This is a genomic window from Amycolatopsis sp. NBC_01286 (genome assembly GCF_035982555.1).
Classification (GTDB): domain Bacteria; phylum Actinomycetota; class Actinomycetes; order Mycobacteriales; family Pseudonocardiaceae; genus Amycolatopsis.
In genome coordinates this window covers 3,057,401-3,081,777 of record NZ_CP108428.1, presented here as the reverse complement: position 1 = coordinate 3,081,777, position 24,377 = coordinate 3,057,401, and the positions used below count along the sequence as shown (strand labels likewise).

15 protein-coding genes are annotated in these 24,377 nt (G+C 71.7%); 3 read left to right on the top strand and 12 right to left on the bottom strand.

Annotation, left to right across the window (positions count from 1 at the left end):
• Positions 1 to 584: 584 nt before the first annotated feature.
• On the top strand, positions 585 to 2,522 hold the full coding sequence (locus OG570_RS14985; protein WP_326944864.1) for an AfsR/SARP family transcriptional regulator: 1,938 nt from the start codon (positions 585 to 587) through the stop codon (positions 2,520 to 2,522).
• 236 nt (positions 2,523 to 2,758) lie between these two features.
• Here OG570_RS14985 and OG570_RS14980 read toward each other — a convergent pair whose 3' ends face one another.
• Positions 2,759 to 3,889 carry an FAD-dependent oxidoreductase gene (locus OG570_RS14980; RefSeq protein WP_326957033.1) on the bottom strand — a complete coding sequence of 377 codons (1,131 nt, stop codon included), beginning with the start codon at positions 3,887 to 3,889 and terminating at the stop codon, positions 2,759 to 2,761.
• Positions 3,886 to 5,469 (bottom strand): hypothetical protein, encoded by a 1,584-nt coding sequence (locus OG570_RS14975; RefSeq protein WP_326957031.1) that lies wholly within the window; start codon positions 5,467 to 5,469, stop codon positions 3,886 to 3,888. The genes OG570_RS14980 and OG570_RS14975 overlap by 4 nt, the downstream gene beginning before the upstream one ends.
• A gap of 194 nt (positions 5,470 to 5,663) precedes the next feature.
• On the opposite strand from OG570_RS14975, the gene OG570_RS14970 reads away from it, so the two are divergent.
• Positions 5,664 to 6,707 carry an aminotransferase class I/II-fold pyridoxal phosphate-dependent enzyme gene (locus OG570_RS14970; protein ID WP_326957029.1) on the top strand — a complete coding sequence of 348 codons (1,044 nt, stop codon included), beginning with the start codon at positions 5,664 to 5,666 and terminating at the stop codon, positions 6,705 to 6,707.
• Between the two features lie 94 nt (positions 6,708 to 6,801).
• Here the strand turns inward: OG570_RS14970 and OG570_RS14965 are convergent, their stop codons facing one another.
• The 8 genes from OG570_RS14965 to OG570_RS14930 all read right to left on the bottom strand — a co-directional run bounded on the left by OG570_RS14965 (position 6,802) and on the right by OG570_RS14930 (position 18,399).
• Positions 6,802 to 7,518, bottom strand: a complete 717-nt coding sequence (locus OG570_RS14965) for a FadR/GntR family transcriptional regulator (protein WP_326957027.1) — start codon at positions 7,516 to 7,518, stop codon at positions 6,802 to 6,804.
• A gap of 97 nt (positions 7,519 to 7,615) precedes the next feature.
• On the bottom strand, positions 7,616 to 8,371 hold the full coding sequence (locus OG570_RS14960) for a PEP/pyruvate-binding domain-containing protein (protein WP_326957025.1): 756 nt from the start codon (positions 8,369 to 8,371) through the stop codon (positions 7,616 to 7,618).
• Between the two features lie 163 nt (positions 8,372 to 8,534).
• A complete protein-coding gene (locus OG570_RS14955) occupies positions 8,535 to 10,178 on the bottom strand; it encodes an FAD-dependent oxidoreductase (RefSeq protein WP_326957023.1) in 1,644 nt (547 codons plus the stop codon).
• The gene (locus OG570_RS14950) at positions 10,175 to 11,611 is read right to left on the bottom strand and encodes an MFS transporter (protein ID WP_326957021.1); all 1,437 of its coding nucleotides are present in this window, start codon (positions 11,609 to 11,611) and stop codon (positions 10,175 to 10,177) included. The genes OG570_RS14955 and OG570_RS14950 overlap by 4 nt, the downstream gene beginning before the upstream one ends.
• 277 nt (positions 11,612 to 11,888) lie before the next feature.
• A complete protein-coding gene (locus OG570_RS14945) occupies positions 11,889 to 13,100 on the bottom strand; it encodes a cytochrome P450 (RefSeq protein WP_326957018.1) in 1,212 nt (403 codons plus the stop codon).
• A 41-nt stretch (positions 13,101 to 13,141) separates the two neighbouring features.
• Positions 13,142 to 14,998, bottom strand: coding sequence for an asparagine synthase (glutamine-hydrolyzing) (gene asnB, locus OG570_RS14940; RefSeq protein WP_326957016.1), 1,857 nt, complete (start codon positions 14,996 to 14,998; stop codon positions 13,142 to 13,144).
• 109 nt (positions 14,999 to 15,107) lie between these two features.
• Entirely contained in the window at positions 15,108 to 16,982 is a 1,875-nt protein-coding gene (locus tag OG570_RS14935; protein WP_326957014.1) for an AfsR/SARP family transcriptional regulator, read from the bottom strand.
• A gap of 553 nt (positions 16,983 to 17,535) precedes the next feature.
• Positions 17,536 to 18,399: an alpha/beta fold hydrolase gene (locus tag OG570_RS14930; protein ID WP_326944875.1), complete on the bottom strand. Its 864-nt coding sequence runs from the start codon at positions 18,397 to 18,399 to the stop codon at positions 17,536 to 17,538.
• 259 nt (positions 18,400 to 18,658) lie between these two features.
• Between OG570_RS14930 and OG570_RS14925 the strand changes: the two genes are divergently transcribed.
• Positions 18,659 to 21,742, top strand: a complete 3,084-nt coding sequence (locus tag OG570_RS14925; RefSeq protein ID WP_326957012.1) for an AfsR/SARP family transcriptional regulator — start codon at positions 18,659 to 18,661, stop codon at positions 21,740 to 21,742.
• A gap of 12 nt (positions 21,743 to 21,754) precedes the next feature.
• Here the strand turns inward: OG570_RS14925 and OG570_RS14920 are convergent, their stop codons facing one another.
• Together OG570_RS14920 and OG570_RS14915 are read right to left on the bottom strand one after the other, a co-directional pair.
• Entirely contained in the window at positions 21,755 to 22,678 is a 924-nt protein-coding gene (locus OG570_RS14920) for a PIG-L family deacetylase (protein WP_326957010.1), read from the bottom strand.
• Between the two features lie 23 nt (positions 22,679 to 22,701).
• Complete coding sequence (locus OG570_RS14915) at positions 22,702 to 24,303, bottom strand: hypothetical protein (protein WP_326957008.1); 1,602 nt, start codon at positions 24,301 to 24,303, stop codon at positions 22,702 to 22,704.
• Between the last annotated feature and the right edge of the window lie 74 nt (positions 24,304 to 24,377).

Sequence of the window (24,377 nt, the reverse complement as noted above, 5' to 3'; positions counted from 1 at the left end):
GCGTCCCCGTGAACTGCACCGGGACGCCCGCGAGCCGCCTCCGGAATTGCGTAGCAGCAGTCCTGGGAAACGAGTCGAGCGACCGCTCCGCGACCATTTCGCGTCGAGCGGCAATCGCGTCCTCGAATTCATTCACGACCCCTCGGTAATACGCGCGCGCGTGCCGTTCCCGTCGCGGGAGAATCCGCTCGGCGGCCGACGGGAAATCCGCGGCCGGGTGCGGGCCGAAGTCGTACGCCTTGCTCACGATCTACGTCGCCCCAGGTCAGAACGATGCGGGCCGATCAGGTGAATTTCGCCGGGAGTATTGCATCCCGATCACCCCTTCTATCGTGCGCTCTTCGACCAGAAAGTGACCGCCGGTCACTAGAATGCACCTGGAGCTACGAAAACCTTGCACGATAGGCTGACATTCCCAAGGCGGCGTCAGCGCTCTGCTAATGCTCGTCCAGCGGACCCGGCCATGGTGGGCAGAAGCCCGCACCCGACTGGTTCATACCCGGTTCGGGATGCGGGCAAACCTGGGGACTGGGGAGCGGTGTCATCCGACGGGGAGCGGACCACGCCGCATCGATACTTGGAGGATGCAGATGTTGTGCGTCAAGGTTCTCGGCCCGTTGGAGGTCGTACGCGACGGGGTGCCCATCACGCCGTCCGCGCCGAAGCTCCAGCGCGTGTTCAGCCTGCTCGCCGTGTCCGCTAACCACATCGTCCGGACCGAACAGCTCATCGAGGAACTCTGGGAGGAGAACCCGCCGACCAGCGTCAAGACGACCCTGCAGACCTACGTCTACCAGCTGCGGAAGCTGCTGGAGCTGGACCCGGCGCAGCGGCCGTCGGCGCGCGTCCGCCGTGACGACGGGCAGCCCGTGCTGCTCACCCTCTCCGGCGGCTACATGCTCGCGGTGGACCGCGACGCCCTGGACTCGAGCCACTTCGAGCGCCAGGCGACGCAGGGCTGGACCGAGCTCGACGCCGGAGACGCGGAGGCGGCCTTCCACACCCTGGACGGCGCGCTGCGGCTCTGGCGCGGCTCCGCGCTCGTCGACCTCAACCCCGGGCCGGTGCTGCAGGCCGAGGTGCTGCGGCTCGACGAGATGCGCAAGAACGCCCTGGAGCACCGCATCGACGCCGCGCTGCAGCTCGGCCGGCACCAGGAGGTGCTGGGCGAGCTCACCCGGCTGGCGGCGCAGCAGCCGACGCACGAGGGCTTCCAGGCCAAGCTGATGCTGGCGCTCTACCGCTCCGGCCGGCGCTCCGAAGCGCTGGGCGTCTATCAACGGACCCGCTCGGCGCTGGCCGACGAGCTGGGCCTCGACCCGGGCGCGGAGCTGCAGCGCGTCCACCGCGCGGTGCTGGCCGCCAACGGCAGCCTCGACGCCGTCCCGGCCCAGGTCCGGCGGCAGGTGGCGCGGCCGGAACCGCCGCGCCAGCTGCCACCAGCCGGGCCGGGGCTGGTCGGCCGGGACAGCGAGCTGCACACGGTCGTCACCGCCGTCACCGCGCCGGACCGGCGGGGCCCGGCGGTCGTCACCGTCGACGGCCCGCCGGGATCGGGCAAGACGGCGCTGTGCGTGCACGCGGGCCACGACGTGCGGGAGAAGTTCCCGGACGGGCAGTTCCACGCGAGCCTGGCCGACGCCGCCGGGCAGCCGGTCGACCCGGGCACGGTGCTGGCCGGGTTCCTGCGCGCGATCGGCGTCCCGGGCGACCGGATCGCCGGCTCGGTCGCGGAACGCAGCACCCAGTTCCGCACCTGGACCGCCGACCGCCGTGTGCTGGTGGTGCTCGACGACGTGCTGGACGACCACCAGCTCGCGCCGCTGCTGCCCGCGGGCCGCGGGTGCGCGGTCGTCGTCGCGAGCCGGATGCAGCTGTCGGACCCGTCGGTGACGACGGTGGTCAGCCTGAGCCCGCTGAGCGGCGCGGACGGCGTCCGGGTGCTGAGCGGGCTGGTCGGCCCGGAGCGGCTCGCTCAGGACCCGGACGGCACCCGCGCGCTGGTCGCCCGCTGCGACGGCCTGCCGCTGGCGCTGCACGCGGCGGCGACCCGGCTGCGGCACCGCCCGCACTGGCCGGTGCGGCGGGCGGCGGACTGGGCCGCGACGGGCGCGGACGACCCGTTCGACCTGCGTTCGAGCGTCTCGCTCAGCTACCGCGTCGCGACGCCGGAGGTGCGCTGGGCGTTCCGGACGCTGAGCACATCCGACGCCGGGAGCCTGTCGCTGGCGGCCGCGTCGGCGGTGCTGAACCTCGACGGCTGCCTGGCGGAGACCCTGCTGGACGACTTGGTGAACCTGCACCTGCTGGAGTTCGAGCACGCGGCCGACCACACGGAGGAACACCACTACCGCATGCTGCCGACCTTCCGCGACATCGGCCGCCGGCTGCACCTGGAGGCGGAGCTCCTGGGAGCGGCCCGCACCGAGCCGCAGCCGGCACTGGCCGTCACGACCGGCGACGCCTACCAGCCCCTGTGCCACGAGGCCGGGCGGGTGGCCGTCGCGCCGAACCGGGGTTGACCCCCAGCCTCCCCGGTGAAAGAGGGTCGCGCACCGCACCGCTACCCCCCGGTGCGGTGCGCGACCCGTTACCCCACAACGAAGTCCGTGAATGCCACATCGAGGGACCTAGTGTCCCTCGATGTGGCATTCACGGACTTCCGGTGGCGCGCCCGCCATCCCCGCGCGCCGCAACGCCGTGAGGGGCACCTTCAGGGACACCACGTCCCTGAAGGTGCCCCTCACGGCGTTCGAACTCAGTACTCCCAGTCCAGGCGCATCGAGGCCTGGGCCATTCGGACCGACTCGGCGATGGCGGCCGTGCCGCGGCGGGTGACGTCCGCCTGGTAGCCCGCCAGGCCTTCGGCCAGTGAGCCCGGCATCGTCAGGACCCGGCACAACGCCGCCGCGTCCTGGGCCGCGACGTTCGCCCCGGCCCCGCCCGACAGCGGCATCGTGTGCGCCGCGTCGCCGAGCGGGACCACCGGGCCCTGGCCCCACGCCGGACCCGGCGCGGTGGCCCGCAGGGCCAGCACGTGCGTCTCCGCCGGCTCCGCGTGCGCGAACAGCCCGTGCAGGTCCGGGTGCCAGTCCGCGGTCCGGTTCAGCAGCACCTCCCGCAGGGCGGCCCCGGGCAGCCCGAACAGGACGTCGTCGGCGATCCCGAGGTGCGCGCGGTGCGTGTTGAACACCGCCGTGTAGTAGTCCTCGGCGTCGGCGCCCGGCCGGAACACCATGGGCAGCAAACCGAAGCTGACACCGCCGGAGCTGACCACCGACGTGAACCGGTCGTGCATGAACTCCGGCAGCCCGCCCTTGATCGCCTTCGCCATCGGGATCCGCGAAACGATCGCGCGGACGCCGAGGTCGCGGGGTTCGTCGCCGGGCCGCCACGCCGCGCGCACCGCCGAGTCCGTCCCGTCCGCGGCGACCAGGACGTCACCGACGTCCGAGGTGCCGTCGCGGAAGTACGCACGCACCCCACCCGACGCCGTCAGCGCGTGGTGGTCGAACGACGAACCGGACCGGACGACGTCGCCGAGCCCGGCCAGCAGCACCTCGCGCAGCGTCCGGTGGTCGACGGCGTCGACGCGGTCGAGGTTCCCGTCGTCCTCGTCGTGGTGTTCCCATTGCTGTACCAGGTGTTCGTCGTAGGCGGCCATGCCCTTCGTGTAGCGCATGGACGTCGCGACGAACCGGTCCCGCACCGCCGGCGGCAGGCAGGCGCGGAACGCCCGCTCGCCGTCCGGCGTGATCCGCAGCCGGTGCCGCGGGGCCGGCTTCTCGTCGCGTTCGTGCACCACGACGTCGACGCCGGCCTGCCGCAACCCGTGCGCCAGGCAGAGCCCGCCGATCCCGGCCCCAACGACGAGGACCCGCCGGCTCATCGGACCGCGGGCCCGGCGTACGCGCCGATGTTCGGGCGCACCGGCGGGACCGGGTAACCGAAGTAGTCCCGCACGCCCGGATTGGCCGCACCCGCCGACAGCGCCGGCGAACCGCCGCGCAGCCGGTAGCCGGTGGCGTCCTGGCGGTCGGCCGCCAGGCCCGGCGCGGTGAACTTCGGGTCGGCGACGACGGCGTGCGCGTCCCCGGCCGGCACGGTCGTGACGTTCCGGTACAGGTTGTGGTCGTAAATCCCGTACGCGTCGCTGAACGCCGACCCGCCCGCGCGCCCGACGAAGATGTTGTCGGAGAACTCCAGCGGGTCGGTGGTGTAGTTCATCAGCAGCCGCTCGGCGTTCGGGGCGTAGATCGTGTTGCCGTACACCTGCACTCGCCCGGTCTCCAGGCAGATCACCGTGATGACGCCGACCGGGTCGGTGCCGCCGTTGAAGTCCGGGTAGTAGCCGTTGGAGAAGTCGTTCTGGCTGATGTTGTACCGGACCGTGGTGCGGTCTGTCGGGCGGCCGGCGTCGGCGCAGACCACCAGCATGCCGCCCTGGTTCTCGCGGCTGAGGTTGTGCTCGAACACCGTGTCGAGGTTCGCGTGCTCGGTCATGTACGCCGCCGAGGGCAGCGGGCCGGAGCCGTGGCCGTAGGAGACCTCGTTGTAGCGGAAGACCGTGCCGTCGGCGTTGAACGCGCTCAGCGCGGCGGTGTAGGACGGCGCGCGCTCGGCCCAGCCGCGGAAGGTGTTGTACTCGACCACGGCGTCGGTCGCGTTGTAGACGCCGACCGCGTCGCCGCCGATGTCCTCGCCGTAGTTGTGCGCGATGCGCAGCCGGGTGATCGGGACGTACGTCGTGCCGCGGCCGTCGGGGTACTGCGCGCGCTTCTCCCAGTCGGACGACGTCGCGATGCCCTGCCGGTCGACGTGCCGCAGCGTGTTGTTCTCGATGACGACGTCGTCGAAGCCGCTCGGCTCGGTCGTGCCGCCCGCCTTGACGACGATGGCGCCGCTGACGTCCGGGGTGTGCGGGTTGCGGCAGTCGCAGCCGTTGACGTCGTGGACGTCGACACCCGAGACGACGAGGTGGTGCGCGACGCCGAAGTCCTCGAGCTGGAGGAACACGCCGATGCGCACGTCGTTGTCGCCGGGCGCCGGGCCCTCGTTGCTGACGTCGAGGTCGCGCACCTCCCAGCCCTCGACGTTGTGCAGCAGCACCGCGGCGAGCGCACCGTGCGCGTCGATCTTCGGCTTGGCGCCCCAGCCGTAGGTGCCGGTGGTGATCGGCCGGCCGGCGGTGCCGGAGCCCTTCGGCGCGAACGTGCCGTCGCACGTCGTCCCGCGCTTGAACGTGATCCGGCTGCCGGGCTGGAAGACGACGGAGTTCACCTTGGCCAGCGTCTTCCACGCCTGGCCGGCCCCGAGCCCGGACGCCGAGTCGTGGCCGCCGGCGCAGTCGACGTAGTACTGGGTCCCCCGCGCGTGCGAAGTGTCGGCGAGTGCGGCCGGGGTGCTGAGCCCGACGACGGTCAGCACCCCGGAGACGAGGGCGAGTCTGCGAATCCACGCAGCGGTCATCGTGGGTCCTTCCTGGTTTCGGCGGGGGTTCTGCGAACCCCCGGATGGTCACCACGCGCACTCGTGCGCAACTCGCGACGACCTGGATTCCCGCCGCGTCAGCCCGGTTCGAGCCAAGCTGGACCGCCCCCTGGCACGGTCAGCGGACCCTGACGAGGCGGCACCGGACGTCCGCCACCAGAAGGCAGGAAGTGATGAAGAGTCTTTCCGACGACGCCATCCACAGGCAGGGCGGAGATCTCCGGGGCCTCGCCGGCGACACCTACCTGGACCTGGGCACCTGCGTGAACCGGTACGGGCCGCCGTCCGCGGTCCGCGTCGCGCTGCGGGAGCTGGACGTCCAGCGGCTGCGCGCCCACCCCTACGAAGCCGACTCGCTGTTCCGGGCCACCTACGCGAACTACCTCACGGTGGACCCCGAGCTGCTGGTCTCGGGCCGCGGGATCACCGAGTTCATCCGGGTGCTGGCGCGGCTGCTGCCCGCGGACCGGATCGCCGTGGTGACGCCGGACTACACCGACAGCATCCGCTGGTTCACCAACCACCTGCCGCCCGCGACCGACGAGATCGACACCGTCGCGACGCGGCTCGCGCGGGTCGCCGAAGGCATGGCCCGCTACGGCTACGTCGTGCTGTCGAACCCGAACAACCCGCTGGGCCTGCACATCCCGCCCGGCGACCTGGCCGAGGTGTGCCGCGAGAACCCGGCGTCGACGCTGATCGTCGACGAGGCGTACGTCGACTTCCTCGGCGGCGGCACCCGGCGCTCGATGGCGTGGTCCGGACTGTCCAATGTGGTCGTGTTGTCGTCGCCGAACAAGCTGTTCGGCATCGCCGGCGCCCGGACGGGTGCCATGTGGACGGTCAACGAGGACCTGCGGACGGCCGTCGCCGCCCAGCGCCTCAACTGGCCATTGTCCTATGTGGACTCCGTGGTGGCCATCGCGGCGCTGCGGGAGACGGCCTGGGCCGAACGCACCCGCGAGCGGCTGCTCGTCAACGCGGCGGCGATGGAGGCCTTGCTGGTCCGCCGCTACCCGGGCGTCGTCAAGGGCGCGCCGGTGCACTACCGGTTCGTCGCTTCCGACGACCCGCAGCGCGACTACGACGAGCTGGTCCGGGCGGGCGTGGTGGTCCGCGTCTTCGGCGACGACCAGGCGGGCCGCGTCCCGGGCCTGCGCATCACGGCCCCGACGGACGACGAGTTCCCGCTGCTGGCCGCGGCGCTCGCCGGTTAGGACCCCGGGTGCCGGGGCGTGTCCACCACCGCCCCGGCACCCGTCTCACCCACCCGTCGTGAGTGGTTAGGGCGGTTCTAACCGCCCTGAACACTCACGACCGGGACGCGCGCAGCCGGGCCGCCGTCGCTTCGACGTGGGCCGCCATCGCCGCGCGGGCCGCGGGCGGGTCGCCCGCCAGGATCGCGTCGAGGATCGCCGCGTGCTGGGCCTGCGAACGCTCCGGGTCCGGCGGGATCCCGTCGAGCCACTCGGCAAGCTGCATCCGGACGTCGGCGACCACGGTCGTCAGCGAGCCGGACGCCGTCACCTCCGCGATCGCCAGGTGCAGCCGCGCGTCCCGGCGCCGGTGGTCGGCCGGGCCTGCCGCGGCCGCCTCGGCGCACGTCGTGACCAGGTGCCGCCGGTCCGCCGAGCTCAGCCGCCGTCCGGCCGCCAGCTCCGCCGCGCCCGTCTCCACCACGTGCCGCAGGCGCAGGACGTCGTCCAGCCCGGCCGCGTCGAGCCGCCCGGTCCGGGCCGGCGCAGGCAGCCGCTCGACGACGAACGTGCCGCCGTAGCGGCCCCGCCGGGACTCGACGTACCCCTCGGAAGCGAGCGCTCGCAACGCTTCCCGCAGCGTCACGCGGCTGACGGCGAGCCGTTCGGCCAGCTCCCGTTCGGCCGGCAGCCGCGAGCCCGTGGCGACGACGCCGAGCCGCACCAGCTGCCGCAGCCGCTCGATCGTCTCCTCGACCGCCCGGCCCGCCCGCACCGGCCGGAACACGGCGTCGAGCTCCCCGGTCACGGCGACACCGGGCGGCAACGCCACCTCGCCCTGGATACCGCGAACTCCGCAGCCACCGGCACATCCAGCCGGCGCGCGGCCGCGACCGAACCCACCCGCAACACCGCACCCGACTCCCCGCTCACGACGGCACCGGACGGCACCGCAGCAACGCCACCTCGCCGTCGGTGACGGCGAACTCCGCGGCCACCGGGACGGCCAGCCGCCGGGCGACCGCGACGGCGACCGAACCGAGGTGCTGCACCGTCTTCACGCGCAGCGCCGGCGCGCGCCGGCGCAGCTCGGCGACCGGCGACGTCCGGCTGCCGCCGGCCGCGGCGACCGTCGCCGTCGGCTTGTCGGCCACCCGGTACTCGCGGACGGCGAGCTCCGGGCCCGCCAGCACGATCAGGTCCGGGTGCAGCGGCTCGGACAGCTGCTCGGCGAGCCCCAGGAACGCCTGCACCCGGACGCGCTCGCCGTCGGGCGCCGCGTGGACGTGCGCGCTCGCCTCCGCCGCGGTGAACCGCTGCAGCGCGAACGCCAGCCGCGGGAACTCGCGGGCGCCGTCTTCGGCGAGCGCCAGCAGCTCCAGCATCGCCTCGGCCACCGTGCCGGGGCCGAGGTTGTTGAACACCGGCCCGATCGGCAGGTCCGAGCGCCGCGGCCGGATCTGCCACGCCCGCACCGAAACCGGCTCCTCGACCAGCCCCGCGTACTCCGCGAACGGGTCGGCGGGCCGCTGGCGCACCCGGTCCCGCCAGTGCCGGACGGGCGCGGTCAGCACGATCGTCTCCGGCACCGGGACCAGGTCACCGACCCGGTGCAGGGCCCCGATCGCGGGGCCCGCGAACCCGTCGTCGCCGCAGCGCTCGTCCGTGACCGGCAGCCACCGCACCTCGTCCCGGCCGGGCGGATTCGACGGCCGGGCGGGTCCCCCTTCGCGCGTTGCACACAACTCGTGCTCCCAAGACGTGCTTGCCGAACCGGACCTGAGCCGACGAACCGTCCGGGCCGCGGGGATGGTCCCCCACGGCCCGGACGGCGTGCCGGCGAACTGATCAGCCTGCGCAGCGGCGATCCTCCTCGCGCAACGCGAGCACCCGGGCCAGCGCGGCCCGCAGCTCCTGCTCGGGGTGGCGGGGCAGCTCCCCGGCCCGCCAGGCGACGAACCCGTCCGGTCGCACGAGGACCGCGCCGCCGGCGGTGACGCCGTAGGCCGCGGCCCACCGGTCGTCCGGGTCGTCGAACTCGAAACCCACGCGGTGGACGTCCACCGCGAGCCCGAGCGCCGCCGCGGCCGCCTTCGCCGCCGCGACCCAGCCGACCCCGGTCGGCCCGGCCAGCACCGTGAACGACCCGGTGAACAGGTCCAGTGTGGACAGTCCGGCGCCGCCCTGCTCCAGCCGCACGTGCGGCGCCCGCAGCCCGGGTTCGCCGCTGGGCGTGCGCGGGTCCTCGACGGGCCGGCCCGCGCCGGCCGTCCCGGCGAGGACCGCCGACGAGCGGTACCGGTACCCGAAGATCATGGCCAGGTCATCGGTCTTCGTCTTGTCGCCCGCGCCTTCGTGGCGGTCGTGGAGCAGCTGCATCGCGCTTTCGAGCGTCAGCCGGGCGACCGGCCGCCGTTCGTCCTCGTAGGTGTCGAGCAGCTCGTCACCGGCGCCGTCTTCGAGCACGGCGGCGAGCTTCCACGCCAGGTTGTGCGCGTCGGCGATGCCGGTGTTCGCGCCGTAGGAGCCCGACGGCGGCACGACGTGCGCCGCGTCGCCGGCGAAGAACACCCGCCCGGTCCGGTAGCGTCGCGCGACCCAGCCGCCGATGGTGGTGGTCGTGACGATCCGGTCCGACCCCGGCATCGACGGCACCAGCCGGATGTCGACGTCCGGCAGGCCGACCGCCTGCCGCGCCAGCTCCACGCAGTGCCCCCGGGTGAAGTCGGCGACGCTCTCGCCCAGCTCGGGCCGGTAGGGCACGGCGAGCGCCCACCGCCCGAACTCCCGCAGCGGGATCAGGGTCGAGCCCTTCGTCGGCCGGTCCAGGTAGGCGAGCAGGAACCGGCGGCCCTGCAGCGCGGCCCCGAGGTCGGCGTCGAACACGAAGTTCGCCACCTCCAGGAGCACGCCCGGCCCGTCGGCGCCGACGCCGAGCCGCTCGCGCAGCCCCGCGCGGTGCCCGTCGGCGGCGACGACGTAATCGGCGTGAAGCCGTTGGTGGACGCCGGTTTCCAGGTCGCGCACGACCGCCGTGACGCCGTCGCCGGCGTCGGTCAGCGCGACCAGTTCGGTGCCGAACCGCACGTCCGCGCCGCTGCTTTCGGCGCGGGCGCGCACGATCCGTTCGAGTTCGTCCTGGTCGATCATCTCCCAGTCCGCCGGGCTCAGGGACGCCGGCGGCCGGGCCTGGGCGAGCACGTCGAACCGGAAGTGCTCCCGCCCGGCCAGGGTGTCCGCGCCGATCATGTCCGGCATGTCGGTGAGGATCGACGTCCGGTCCCGGATGGCCTCCGCGAGCCCCAGGGCGCGGTAGATCTCCATGGAGCGCGGGTTGAACGCGCGCGCCTGGGGCAGCAGGGCCGTGGACGGATGCCGTTCGACCAGGATCGGGCGAACCCCGAGCCTTGCGAGGAAGAGCGCCGTGGACAGGCCGGTGATGCCCCCGCCCACGATGAGCACCGCTGTCTCGTGGTTGCCCGGCTCGGTCATCGCGCCGAGGCCCCGGCCTTGTGCTCGTCGGCGGCCGCGGCCGACCGGCCCGCGGCCTTCTTGCCCGGCAGGGCGGTCGTGAACAGCAACGCCAGCACCAGCACGCCGACGCTGACCGCGATCGCGCTGACCGTGGCGGACTCGAACCCGCTGCCCAGCCGCGAGAAGAACACCGTGCCGAACAACGCGATCCCGGTCGCGGTGCCGAGCTGGACGGTCGTGTTCACCAGCCCGGACGCGGCGCCCGCCTGCTGCATCTGGATCTCCGACATCGAGACGCCGAAGAGCGAGTTCAGCACCGCGCCCATGCCGAGCCCGAAGCCGATGACCGGGGCCAGCAGCGCCCACACGTTCAGGTCGTGACCCATTTGCTGCACCAGTACCGCGATCGCGACCAGGCTGGCCAGCAGCACCACGATCGCCCCGGCGGTGAACGCCCGCCCGAGCTTCGGGGCCAGCTGCATGCCCAGGACGTTGCCCACGACGATGCCGATCGTCGACGGCGCGAACGTCAGCGCGGCCTGCAGCGGCGAGAACCCGAGCCCGAGCTGCAGGTGCAGCGTCAGGATGAAGAAGACGCCGACCGCGGTGTTGATGCAGAGCATGACGGCCTGGCCGCCCGAGAGGCTGCGGTACTTCAGCAGCGCCGGCGGGACCAGCGGTTCGCCGCCGCGCTTGGCCTTGATCCGCTGGTGCAGCGCGAAGATCGCGAGCAGCGGGATCGCGGCCAGCATCAGGTAGATCGACCACTTCGGCCAGCCCAGCTCACGGCCCTGCACCAGCGGGTAGAAGATCGCGAAGAGCCCCGCGGTCAGCAGCAGCAGGCCGCTGAAGTCCATGCGGTGCCGGAAGAAGCCGGGCCGGCTCGGCATCGTGATCAGCGCACCGACCAGCGCGAGCACGCCGATGGGCAGGTTGATCAGGAAGATCGCGCGCCAGCCGATGCCGAACAGGTCGGCCTGCGTCAGCACGCCGCCCAGCAGCGGCCCGGCGAGCCCGCCGATCGGGAACGCGCCGGCGTAGTACGTCATCGCCTTGGGGCGTTCCTTCTCGTCGAACTCCGCGTGGATGAACGACAGGACCTGCGGCACCATCAGCCCGGACCCGACACCCTGGATCACCCGCGCGGCGATCAGCACCTCGACGTGCCCGGCCAGCCCGGCGGCCAGCGACGCGGCCGTGAACACGACCATGCCGGCGAGGAACAGCTTCTTGGTGCCGTACCGGTCACCCAGGCGGCCACCGGTGATCAGGGTGAGCGCGAACCCCAGCGCGTACCCGGCCGAAATCCACTGCAGCGCGGAATCCCCCGCACCCAGCTCCCGCTGGATGGTGGGCAGCGCCACCGCCACGATCTGGTTGTCGATCATGTCCACCAGGACGGCCAGAACCGCGACCGCCAGTGCCCACCACCTGAGCGGGTGCTTCTCCACGACGTACTCCTTTTCCCACAGTGAACTCTCGTCTGCACTCATAATCAACGAGGCGACTCACACTGTCAACTACTTGTTTGATTAAGTCGATCAAGAGGTTGTCCGACTCATCCGAAACTACAATCAGTGACGTCGGCGCGGCAGAGTGCGACGGGTTGCGAGTCCCCGCCCGAACACAAAAAAAGCCGCTCGCACCGGCCGGCGGCCGGTGCGAGCGACAAGGGCCGGAGGCGACTGCTTCGTCGCGGGGACTGCCAGCGGGACCTACCGGACGGACCTACCAGACGACGGGGACCTCGTGCGCGCCGTAGATCTGCATGTCGGTGCGCATCGGGATCTCCTCCAGCGGCACGGCCAGCCGCAGCCCCGGCAGCCGCTGCGCCAGCTTGGCGAACGCGATCCGCATCTCCATCCGGGCCAGCTCCTGCCCGAGGCACTGGTGCGCGCCGAACGCGAACCCGACGTGCCGCTTGGGCTTGCGGGTGACGTCGAACGCCTCGGGGTGCTCGAACTGCGCCGGGTCCCAGTTCGCCGACTCGGTCGAGAGCAGGATCGGGTCGCCGGCGCGGATGTGCTTGCCGCCGAGCTCGAGGTCCGTCTTCGCCGTGCGCGGCAGGCAGAACGGCCCGACCGTGAGGTAACGCAGGATCTCCTCGACCGCGCGCTCGGCCAGTTCCGGTTGCCGGCACAGGGTTTCCCACTGCTCGCGGTAGTGCAGCAGCGTCAGCGCGCCGAGCCCGATCATGTTCGCGGTGGTCTCGTAGCCCGCGATCATCATCAGGTTCCCGATGGCCACCAGCTCGTCGTCGGTGAGCGGGACGCCGTCGTCCGGTACGGCTTCGATGAGGTTGCTCATCAGCCGGCCGTCCGGGTGCGCGCGCTTCTCGTGGACCAGCGCGCGCATGTCGTCGGACATCCCGGTCATGGCGTCGAGCAGGCCTTCCTTGGTCCGCTCGAGGCTCATGATGACGTGCGTGCGTTCCTGGAACAGCTTGCTGTCGTCGTACGGCATCCCGAGCAGCTCGCAGATGACCAGCGACGGCACCGGCGTCGCGAAGTCCGTGATCAGGTCGGCGGGCGAGCCGCCGGCGACCAGGACGTCCAGCTGGTCGTCGACGATCTTCTCGATCCGCGGCACCAGCGACTTCAGCCGCTTCACGGTGAACATCCCGGTCATCAGCTTGCGGTAGTGCGTGTGGTCCGGCGGGTCCATCCCGATGAACGACACGCCGAACCCGGACGCCAGGTACTCCTCGGGGCTGAGGGTGACCGACGTGACCGAGGTCTGGAACTTCCGCTGGGCGCTCACGTCGGGGTGCACCAGCACGGTCGTGACGTCTTCGAAGCGGGTGACCAGCCAGCCGGTGTTCCCGTCCGGCAGGGCCACCTCGCTGACCGGGGTCTCCTCGCGCAGCTGCGCGTACTCGTCGGGCGGGGCCAGCGGGCACCGCCGGGTCATCGGCACGGGCTTGGGCCGGGTCTGGGTCATCGGCTTGCTCCTTCCGCGGATCGCGGGTCGGACGGCGTGGTTCAGATGTCGAGGGTGATGCCGTAGTGCGTGAGCCAGGTGTTGAACTGCAGCGCCATCTCGACGTTCATCCGGCTCGGCCAGTCCTGCGAAACGCCCTTGGGGTGCCGGAAGACCTCGTCGACGGACGCCTGGTCCAGCAGCGGCCGGATCGGCGCGTTCGGGTCGGCGAGCGTCTCGGCGAGCAGCCCGTGCAGCGCTTCGGTGTAGGCCGGGTCCTGCGTGACGGGGTAGGGCGCCTTGCGCCGCTCGAACACCGACTCCGGCAGCAGGTCCTTCACGGCGGCTCGCAGGATGCTCTTCTCGCGGCCGTCGAACGACTGGAACGCCCACGGCGCGTTGTACATGTACTCGACGAGCCGGTGGTCGAGGAACGGCAGCCGCGCCTCGAGCCCGCACGCCGCGGCCAGCCGGTCACCGCGTTCCAGCAGCATCGGCAGCCAGCGCATCAGCTTGACGTAGCGGACGTTCCGCATGATGCCCTCGAACTCGCTTTCGCCCTCCTGGTGCGGGGTTTCGCGCAGCGCTTGGGCGTAGTTGTCGCGGTAATAACCGTCCATGTCGAGCTTCTTGAGGAAGCCGTCGTCGAACAAGCCACGGCCCTGGCCCTTGACGCAGCCCGGCACGCGCTTCTCGTTGGCGATCCAGGGGAACGTGCCCGAGCGCACGAGCTCGTCGTCGTGCATCCAGCGGAAGCCGCCGAACACCTCGTCGCCGACCTCGCCGGTCAGCGCGACGACCGAGTGCTCCCGGGTCGCGCGCATCATCAGCAGGTGCGACGCGTCCATGTCGCCGGCCGTGGTCGGCATGTCCTGCGCGACGAGCGCCGCGAGCCGCACCTCGGGGTCCATCAGGTCGCGGGTGTCGAGCACGAGGTGGATGTGCTCGGCCCCGTGGTGCTGGGCGACCTCGTCGGCGAACGGGCCGTCCGCGGTGTCGCGGGTGTCGTCCGGCCGGAAGTTCTCGCTGTAGCCGACGTAGGTGGTCGTGACGCTGCGGACGCGTTCGCCGTTCTTCTTCAGCCAGCCGGCCGCGATCCCGGTGACGGCGCTGGAGTCGAGGCCGCCGGAGAGCAGCGTGCACAGCGGGACGTCGGCGGTCAGCTGGCCGAGGACGATGTCCTCCAGCAGCTGCCGGGTGTGCGAGATGGTGTTGTCCAGGTCGTCGGTGTGCGGCTTGGCTTCGAGCTCCCAGTACGTCCGGTCGACGACGCCGTTGCGGCCGATCGCGAGCGTGTGCCCGGGCCGCAGCTGGTCCTGGTCGCGGAACACGGCCTCGCCCGGCAGCTTCGCCGTCGAGAAGACCTCGCGCAGGCCCTCGATGCCGACGACCGCCTTGGTCAGCGGGTGCGTCAGCAGCGCCTTCGGCTCGGACGAGAAGATGACGCCTTCGGGCTGCAGGCTGTAGAACAGCGGCTTGATGCCGAACCGGTCCCGGACGAGCAGCATCGTCTCGGTGCGCAGGTCCCAGACCCCGAAGGCGTACATGCCTTCGAGGTGCTTGCCGCAGTCGGCGCCCCATTCGAGGTACGACCGCAGCACGACCTCGGTGTCGCTGCGGGTGCGGAAGTGGTGCCCCCGCCGTTCGAGCTCGCTGCGCAGCTCCTTGAAGTTGAAGACCTCCCCGGAGTACGTCAGCACGGCGATCGTGCGCCCGTCCTCCTCCGCGAACATCGGCTGAACGCCGCCGGCCAGGTCGATCACCGACGTCCTGGTGTGCCCGATCGCGACGTTCCGGGAGCACCAGACCCCGCGGGCGTTGGTCCCGCGGTGCTTCTGGGCCTCGTTCATCGCTTCGATCGTGGCGCGTTCCCCGGACAGGTCACGCCCGAAGTCCACCCAACCGGCGATACCACACATGCTGGCCTCCATCTGGTCGTTCGGCTGCCGCCGAGCCTGTCGACCACGGCTCGAACCCGCCTCGACAGCACCTCGGACCGGCTTCCGAGGTGGACCGGATGTCCTTCGCTCAGGCGTGGTTGCGGAACCCGAGCACCGTGCGCATGTAGATCGGCCAGAGGTACGGCGTCGCGTCGGCCTCCCCGCCGAGCAGCTCCTCGGCGTAGCACCGCGCGATCGGGTGGAACTCGAACCGCACCGGGCCCTCGTCCACCACGTCCTTCTGGATCCGCAGCAGCCCGTGCCCGACGAGCCGGGCCAGCAGCGCCTCGGCCCGTTTCGGCGGGCAGTCGAGCCGCACCGCGACCTCGGCCGCGGTGAACGAGCTCGCGCCGAGCGTCGGCAGCAGCCGGAACGCCGTCTGGGCGTGCGACGGCACCGACCGGTAGCTGCCGGCCAGCCGCGCCCGGACGTCGAGCTGGTTGAACTGCAACAGGTCCAGCGGCCGGTTGCTGGTTTCCAGGTGCTGCCGCATGTTCCGCACCGGCCACCCGGGCACCGACCGCAGCCGCGCGCCGATGCACCGCACCGCCAGCGGCAGGTACCCGCACAGCGCGACCAGGCTGCGTGCCTCGTCGCGCTCGGCCGCGACCCGGTCCCGCCCGACGATCACGGCGAGCATCTCGAGGCTCTCCTCGCCGGTCAGCGGTTCGAGGTCGATGGTGTGCGTGCCGGCCAGGCCCTGCAGACCGGAACACGCGGTGGCCACGGCGGCGCACCGCGGCCCGGCGGGCAGCAGCGGCTGGACGTCGGCGTCCGAGGTGACGTCGTCCAGCACGACCAGCACGTTGCGATCGACGCTCCAGGTCCGGAACATCGTCGCGCGCTCGTCGACGCTGTCGGGCAGCCGCTCGCCGGGGAACCCGATCGACCGCAGGAACTGGCCGAGCACCTCCTTCGGGCCGGCGCCGGCCGGGCCGCCGAGGTTCGCGTAGAACTGCCCGTCGCCGAACGCGGACCGCAGCCGGTGCGCGACGCGGACCGCGAACGTCGACTTGCCGACGCCGGGCATGCCCATCACCGACACGATCCGCAGCCCGTCGTCCGAGCGTTCGGCCGGCGAAAGCCACTGCACGGCCGAGCTGATCAGCTCGGCGCGTCCGGTGAAGTCGGCGATGTCGTTGGGCAGCTGCGCGGGCGCGACGAGCTGCACCCGCTCCGCCGCGACCTCGGGCGCCGGGCGGGCATCGGCGGTCTCGGTCAGCAGCGAGCGGTGCAGCCGCTGCAGGTCGGACGACGGTTCGAGGGCGAGCTCTTCGACGAGCCGGCCGCGGAAGCGCCGGTAGACGTCGAGGGCCTCGTCACGGCGCTGGCAGCGTTGCAGGGCGAGCATCAGCTGGCTGTGGAACCCCTCGTGGAGGGGCTGGGTCATGGTCAGTTCCTTGAGCTCGCTGACCAGGCCGCGGTGCCGGCCCAGCTGCAGGTCCGCCTCGATCCGGCCCTCCAGCGCGCGCAGCCGGCTCTCCTCGAGCCGGACGGCGTACGCGCTGAGCAGCTCGCCGGTCTCGACGTCGCTCATCGCGGGGCCGCGCCACAGCCGCAGCGCGTGCCGCAGCAGTTCGGTGGCCTCCCCGGGTTCGCCGCTCTCCAGCGCCGCGCTGCCCTGGTGCGCCAGGTGCTCGAACTGGATCTTGTCGACGGCCTCGGCGGCGATCTCGAGCCGGTACCCGTGCCACCCCGTGTGCAGCCCGGCGGGTTCGTGCCCGGATTCCTTGGGGAACAACGACTTCCGCAGCCGGTGGATGTAGGTCTGCACGGTCACGTGGGCGCTGCGGGGCGGGTCGGCGCCCCACACTTCGTCGACGAGATCGGTCGTCGACACGAACTGGTTGGCCCGCACGATCAGCAGCGCGAGGATTTCCCGGAGCTTGGGCGCGCTCGGCGTGATGTCCCGGTCGTCGGACAGCACGCACAACGGACCCAATAGTTTGAATTGCAGCAACACGCCGAACATCCCCCAGATGACGATTCCGTCAGCCCGGTTTCCCCGACGTCCGGAAATGTGTTGCGATCACCCACGAAAGCGAGTACGGAACCGGCACCTCCCCCAAGCCGCCGCACCGCACATCGTTGTTTATCGCAGGTAGTTTTTCCACATCCGGAACAGCGTCCGGACACTCGAATTCCGCATAGACCACCACCCCAGGCGACACATTCGTAGATCGACTTGTGCCGAAAGCAGGTTACCCGCCGTCGTTGCCCGAGGTCAACCCGCGTACGCTGCGCAGCGTACGCGAACAGACACACCGTCGAAACCCTCGAACGGCCGTCTTCAAGGGCGGATTCACGCGCCGGCAATAAGCCGGATATGCCTGGTTCACCTGGCGCGAGTGCTCACATTCCGACAAGTTCGAGGCGCGGCTTTGCGCCGTTCGGAGCACTACCGGCCGGATGATCAAGCCCACGGCAATTCATGATCACCACGCGGGCACCCGAGCGCACCAAAAGCATCTTCCGATCAGCCGAACCGCTTTTCTCGGATTCCGCTCGGCGCCCACTCAGCCGAGAACCTCACGCAACCGCGCGGCGAAGGCCGCCGGCTGACCGGCATAGCCGAAATCGCCGGCGAGGAACCCACCGTGGTGACTCGGGAACACGGTGGCCCGCTGCCCCAGCAACTCCGCGGTCGCCACCGCCGTCCGCCCGGTGAAGACACTCAGCGATTCCTCACCGACGGCGATCACCACCCGCGTGGACGCCGCGGCGAGCGCGTCGACGTCGGGCCGGTACCCGCTGACGGCCCAGGACCGGTCGGACAACAACGGATCGTCCCGCCTCCCGTCGTCATCGGCAGGCATCCCGAACTGCGCGGGATCGGCGGCAGGCTGCGCGAAGTAGTCATCGTTGTACTCGCCGGCCCACGACGTCATCCCGATGAAGGCGGCCATCCCGGCCCCGAACCCCTTGGCGAGATAGGCATCGGTCACGGCGTTCCGAGCCCGCTCGGCAGCTGCGGCATCAGGAACAACGGAGAGCAACGGCGGCTCGTGCGCCACAAGCGTCCGCACATCACCCGGAAAGGCAGCCACGAGCGCAAGCGCGGTCACGGCGCCGCCACTGCTGCCGAAGAGATCGACAGGCCCACCCCCGACCGCCCCGATGACGGCGTGCACATCCCGAGCTTGAACCTCGGGCTCATGCTCGACCCGGCCGTCCTTCCGCACACTGCGCCCGATCCCCCGAGGGTCATAGGTGACAACGGTCCGCTCGGGAAAGAAGGAAGCAAGGGTGGTGAACCCATCAGCGGCCATCGGCTGCCCAACCATCACCAACGGCGGCGCGGAACTGTCGGCGGAAGCGGGCCCATGCACGTCATAGACAAGACCGGCTTCGGCCGTCTCCAGCGTGTACGTCGTAGCCATGGGGATCCTCCCGGGTCGAGAAACTGCCCGGACCCTAGCCCGGGACGGGCCGCCACGCCGGGACCCCGGCGTGTCCCGGCCACCGGCGTCCCGGGGATAGCCGCTGGTCAGACCGGTACGGCCGTTCGGGTGGTATCGGGCCGCCACCATCGACGGTAGCCGTCACCGAAGGTTGCGGATTCTTGTGCGCTGTCCACGACGGTGGTTAACCTCGGATTCAAGATCGCGGAATCGGGTGATTTGGGGCAGGGGGAGCTCGATGCGTTTTCGGCTGCTCGGCGTCGTCGAGGTGGACCGGGACGGCACAGCCGTCACGCTCGGCGGCCCGAAACCCCGGACGCTGCTCGCCGCGCTCCTGCTCGCCGAAGGGCAGGTCCTCTCGGTCGACCGGCTGATCTCGATCATCTGGGACGAGAACCCGCCCGAAAGCGCCTCCGCCCTGCTCCACACCTACGTTTCGACGCTGCGCCGCGCCTTCGGCAAGCAGAACGGCGAGCCGGGGCCGGGCGCGATCCTGACGCAGCAACCGGGCTACCGCATCGAACTCTCCGGCTGCGAGGTCGACACCCTGGCGTTCGCGCGGCTCTCGGCGGAAGCGGACGCGCTGGCCGCGGCCGGGGACCACGAGGCCGCGGTGAGCCGGTACGACCAGGCGCTGGGCCGGTGGCGCGGACCGGCGCTCGGCGGGCTCAAGTCGCGGTTCGCGGCGGCCGAGTCCGTGCGGCTGGAGGACCAGCGGCTGGCCGCCGTCGAACGCCGGACGGCGTCGGTGCTGGCCCTGGGCCGGGGACCGGCGCTGGTCGGCGAACTGACTTCGCTCGTCACCGAGCACCCGCTGCGGGAGCGCCTGCGCGGCCAGCTGATGACGGCGTTGTGGGCCGCCGGGCGCCAGGCCGACGCGCTGCGCTGCTACCAGGCGGGCCGCGACCTGCTGGTGGAGGAGCTCGGCATCGAACCGGGTGCCGACCTGCGGGCGGTCCACCAGCTGGTGCTGCGCGGGGATCCGCCACCGCCACCGCTCCCCGAACCGCCCGCCGACCGGCCGGAGCCGGCGCCCGAGCAGCCGCCGAACGGCCCGTGCCTGCTGCCGCCGGACATCACCGACTTCACCGGCCGCGACACCGAAGCGGCTCGCCTCACCGAACCGCGCTCGCGGCTCGTCGCGATCGCCGGCAAACCCGGTTCCGGCAAGAGTTCCCTCGCCGTGCACGTCGGTCACCGCCTGCGCCCGCGGTTCCCGGACGGGCAGCTCTACGTCACCCTCCGCGGCGCGCAGCACTCGCCGGTCGAGCCGGTGGAGGTGCTCGGGCGCTTCCTGCGCGCACTGGGCGTCGCCGACGCCGACCTGCCCGCCGGGCTGGACGAGCGGGTCGAGCTCTACCGGGCCCTCTCGGCCGGCAGGCAGCTGCTGGTGATCCTCGACGACGCGGCCGACGAACGGCAGGTCCGCCCGCTGCTGCCCAGCGGCGACGGGTGCCTGTGCGTGCTGACCAGCCGCGTCCGGCTCGCCGCGCTCGACTCCGTCGACCACATCGACCTGCAGGTCCTCGACGACGAAGCCTGCCTCGCGTTGCTCACCCGGATCGTCGGCCGCGCCCGGATCGACGCCGAACCGGACGCCGCCAGGGCCCTGGTGCACCTGTGCGGCAACCTGCCGCTGGCGGTGCGGATCGTCGGCGCCCGGCTCGCCGCGCGCCCCGACTGGCGGCCGAGCCGCCTGCTCCCGAGGCTGCGTGAGCAGCGGAAGTTCCTCAACGAGCTGACGGTCGGCGACCTCGAGGTGCGCGGCAGCTTGGCGTTGTCCTACAACGGATTGGCCGCGCGGGAGCGCGCCGCACTGCGGCGGCTGGGCTGGCTCGGCGTCCCGGACTTCGGGACCTGGCTGGTGAGCGTGCTGCTCGAGGTGCCGGACGACGACGCCGAAGACATCGTCGAAGGGCTGGTCCGCGCGCAGCTGCTGGACGTCGTCAGCGACGAGGGCTCCGGCCTCACCCGCTACCGGCTGCACGACCTGGTCCGGGTGTTCGGCTGGGAACGCGCCGAGGCCGAAGAGGACCGCGCCGAGCTGCGGCTGGCCGTGCGGCACGCGGCGGAGGAGTGGTACCGGCTGGTCGAGTGGGCGTCCGGTGGCACGCCGATGCGGGCCCTGCGCCCGGCGCCCACCAGGACCGCGACGGCCGAGGAGGAGGCTCGCACCGCGACGCTCGGCGACCCGCTCACCTGGTTCGACGCCGAGCAGGCCGCGCTGGTGCAGATCGTCGAGCGGGCGAGCGAGCTGGAACTGGCGGACACGGCCGTCCGCCTGGCGACGGCGTTGTGTTCGTCGTCCTTCGCCGTGGAAAACCACTTCCACCACTGGTGGCGCACGCACACCGCCGCGTTGGAGGCCTCGCGCCGGGCCGGGGACAAGTCGGGGCAGGGCCTGCTGCTGTCCGGTCTCGGGTGGCTGCGCAGCGAGCAGGACCGGCTCGACGAGGCCGCGGACTACTACGCGCAGGCGCTGGCGGCCTACGCCGAGGTCGACGACGTGCACGGCAAGACCGTGACCCGGCTGATGCTCAGCAGCGTCCGCCGGGAACAAGGCCGGCTGCTCGACGCGCTCGGACTGCTCGACGCGGCCCTGCCGACGCTGTCCGCGCTCGGCGACCCGTGGGCCGAAGGCCGGGCGCACCACGGGCGCGGCATGGTGCTGACGGAACTGGGCCGGCTGCCGGAGTCGCTGGCCGAGCTCGACGTGGCGCTCGCCGGCTACCGCGCGCTGCCCGACCAGCACGGCATCGCGCTGGTGCTCCGGTCGATCGGGATCGCGCACCGGGCGTCCGGGCGGCTGGCCGAAGCCGAGCGCAACTGCGCCGAAGCGCTGGAGATCCTGCACGGGATCGGCGACCGGCTGATGGTCGCCTACGCCCGGCAAGCGCTCGCGAAGGTCCACATCAGACAGCGGTCACGGCCGTGGGACGAGGTGCACGCGGAGCTCAAGGAAGCCATGGGGACCTGCCACGACATGCAGGACGGCTTCGGCCAGGCGCTCGTGCTGCGGACCCTCGGGGAACTCGAACTGGCCCGCGACGCGCCCGAGGCGGCGCGGCGCTACCTGGAGCTGGCCTTGACCTGGTGCGACGCGCTGTCCCTGCCGCTGTGGCGGGCGCGCAACCTGCGCGATCTCGCCGTCGCGCTGGCCGCGCTCGGGCGGCCGGCGGAAGCCGATGCCGCGTACGCCGAAGCGTTGTCGCTCTTCGACGGCCACGGCGCCCGCGAGGCCGGGGAGCCGCGGGTCGCCCCGCCGCCCGAGGCACCGCTCCCGCGTCGCGAAGGCCTCCTCACCGACCCCCAGGGCCGGTGAGGAGGCTCCGCCTCAGCAGGTGAAGTCGCCCGGTGGCACCCACGGGATGCCGGGCCAGAAGATCCGGCCCTCCGGGCGGTACTGCTTGCCCATCACCTCGTTCCAGGATCCCGACCACAGCGCGGGGTCGTGCGGCTTGTACTGGTCCCAGATCGCCTGCTTGCGATCGCGCCAGTACCCGCTGACGTTGTCCGGCTTGTCGGTGATGATGTAGCCCTGGTACTCGTCGCGGCGGATCCGGGTCTTGCCCGCGCCGTCGACGTCCGCGTCGGCCGCGAGGATCGCCCCCGCGACGTGGTCGACGTTGTCCGCCACGCCGTCACGGCGCACTTCGCGGTGCCCGATCGTGCTCTGTGTGCGGATGTAGTCCGGGCCCACGTAGTCGATGATCGAGTCGAGCATCCCGACGAAGGAGTCCTTCGTGTACCCGGGACGGCCGTCGATCGGGTTCGCCACGTAGGAGCCGTCCTTCAGCATGCGGTAGAGGTCACCGCAGTTGTCCTCCGGCCCGGCGGCGGCGTGGATGTAGGTGAACGCCAGGTGCACGTTGGTGCCGTCGAGGTGGTTCACAGCGACCGGGTGGCCGCCGAACCACATCTGCTCGTAGGTCCACTGGTTCGGCACCCGGGCCGCTTCGGCGTAGGCCGCGCGCTCCCCCGCAACCCGCAGGTCGGCGTAATCCATGCCGCACGGGTCGTGGCTCTCGCACGGCAACTCGCCCGCGCTGAGGTAGGTCACCCAGACGTTGAAACCGGCCTCGATGTCCGACGCGATGTCGGGGTTCATGAAGAGCAGGTCGTCGTCTTGGTGGGCGGAGAAGCTCAGCGTCGTGGTGGGCCCGTCCGCCGCGGCGGACGGCGTGCTCAGGCCACCGAGCGCGGCGGCGGCGAGCACGAGCGCGGCGACCGGAGCCACCGCACGGCGAAGTCTGCGCATGGTCGTGTTCCTTCCTCGGGTGTTCACTGGCCCCAGTTTTCGAGGTCTCGGCTGCCCATTCCGGGGCTCCAGTACCAGTGCATCAAGGTGCCGTCGGTGGTGCGGCCGTAGACGTTCTGCTGGTTCTCGGTCGCGAACCCGGTCAGGTTGGCGCCGATGTTCCCGCCCCAGGACGCGTACTGCGGGGCGTTGTCTTCGGGGGTCCACCACCAGTGACCGAGTTCGTTGCCCGGTGTACGCGCGAAGACGTGCTGCTGGTCGTTCCACACGTACGCGATCGGGTCACCCTGGATCGGCGAGTTCAGCGGCTCCTCCACGACACCTTCTTCGGGCGTCCAGTAGAAGTGCTTCAACGTCCCGTCCGCGCCACGCGCGAGGACGTGCTGCTGCTCCCCGAACGCATACCCCGTCGGGGTGCCGGTGATCTGCGAACCACCCCAGACGCCGTAGTTCGGGTCGTTGTCGGTGATCTGCCAGTACCAGTGGCCGAGGTGGCCGTCCGCGGTCCGGCCGAACACGTGCTGCTGGTCGCCCCAGACATACGCGACCGGGTCACCCGCGATGCTCTGCGCCAGCGTCTCCTCGATCTTGTCCTCGTTGCCCGGTGCCCAGTACAGGTGCTTCAGCTTGCCGTCGGTACCCCGCGCGAAGGCGTGCAACTGGTCACCGAACGCGTATCCCGTCGGGTTGCCCGCGATGTCCGTCGCCGCGATCTCGAAGATCGGGTCCGCGTCCGTCGGCCGCCAGAACCAGTGCCCGAGCCGGTTCCCGGTCAGCAGGGCGAACACGTGCTGCTGGTCACCCGCGACGTAAGCGACCGGCTCACCGGCCAGCTGGCCCGGGTAGGACTCCGACTCGATGTCGGTGCCCGTGTTGTACGAGTGCTTCAGCGAGCCGTCCGCGCCCTTGGAGAACATGTGCTCCTGGCCGCCGTAGCGGTAGGACGCCGATGCCGCGATGCCCTCGTCGCCCATCGGCTTCGGCTGGTCGATGTCGTCGACGATGTTGCGGTACCGCATCGGCGTGAACGTGCGGATGTAGGACTGGGTCGTCCACGCGCGCTCGACCGCGGGGTTGCCGAAGTCGAACTCCTCCCGGACGATCGGCTGCGTCTTGGCGGCGTCGTTCCAGGCGAGGAACAGCGCGATGTGCCCGGTGCGCCACAGCGCGTCGCCCGGCCGCAGGTCGCCCCAGCCGATGGCGTCCATCCGGCTCGGCAGGGTGGCCGTGGTCAGGCTGGCGCTCAGGTTCCACGCCATCGAGACGAAGCCGGAGCAGTCCGGGCGGTAGGAGCCGTACTGGTTGGTGTGCGTGCCGCTCTGGCTGTACATGACGTGCTCGTCGATCCAGGACCTCGATCTCGTGAGCACCTCGGAGCGGGTGATCGGCCCGTTCTCCACCGACGCCGACGACGTCATGGCGCTCGCCCCGGGCGTCTTCGGATGACTGGCCACGCCGTCGGCGCCTTCGTGCGGGAGCGGCCCGGGCTTCGCGGGGTCGTAGTAGCCGGCCTGCGCGGCGGCCGGGCCGAGCGGGTGGGCGTTCGCGACGGCCGGCGCGGTGCCGGCGATCACGAAGGAGGCGAGCAGGGCGGCCACGAGGGTGCCTGTGCGCTTGACGGTCATGGAGTCCTCCCGGGGTCGTGCTCCACCGGCGGTGCGGCGGAGGTGATGGGGGAAACGGTGCCGGGGCGACCTTC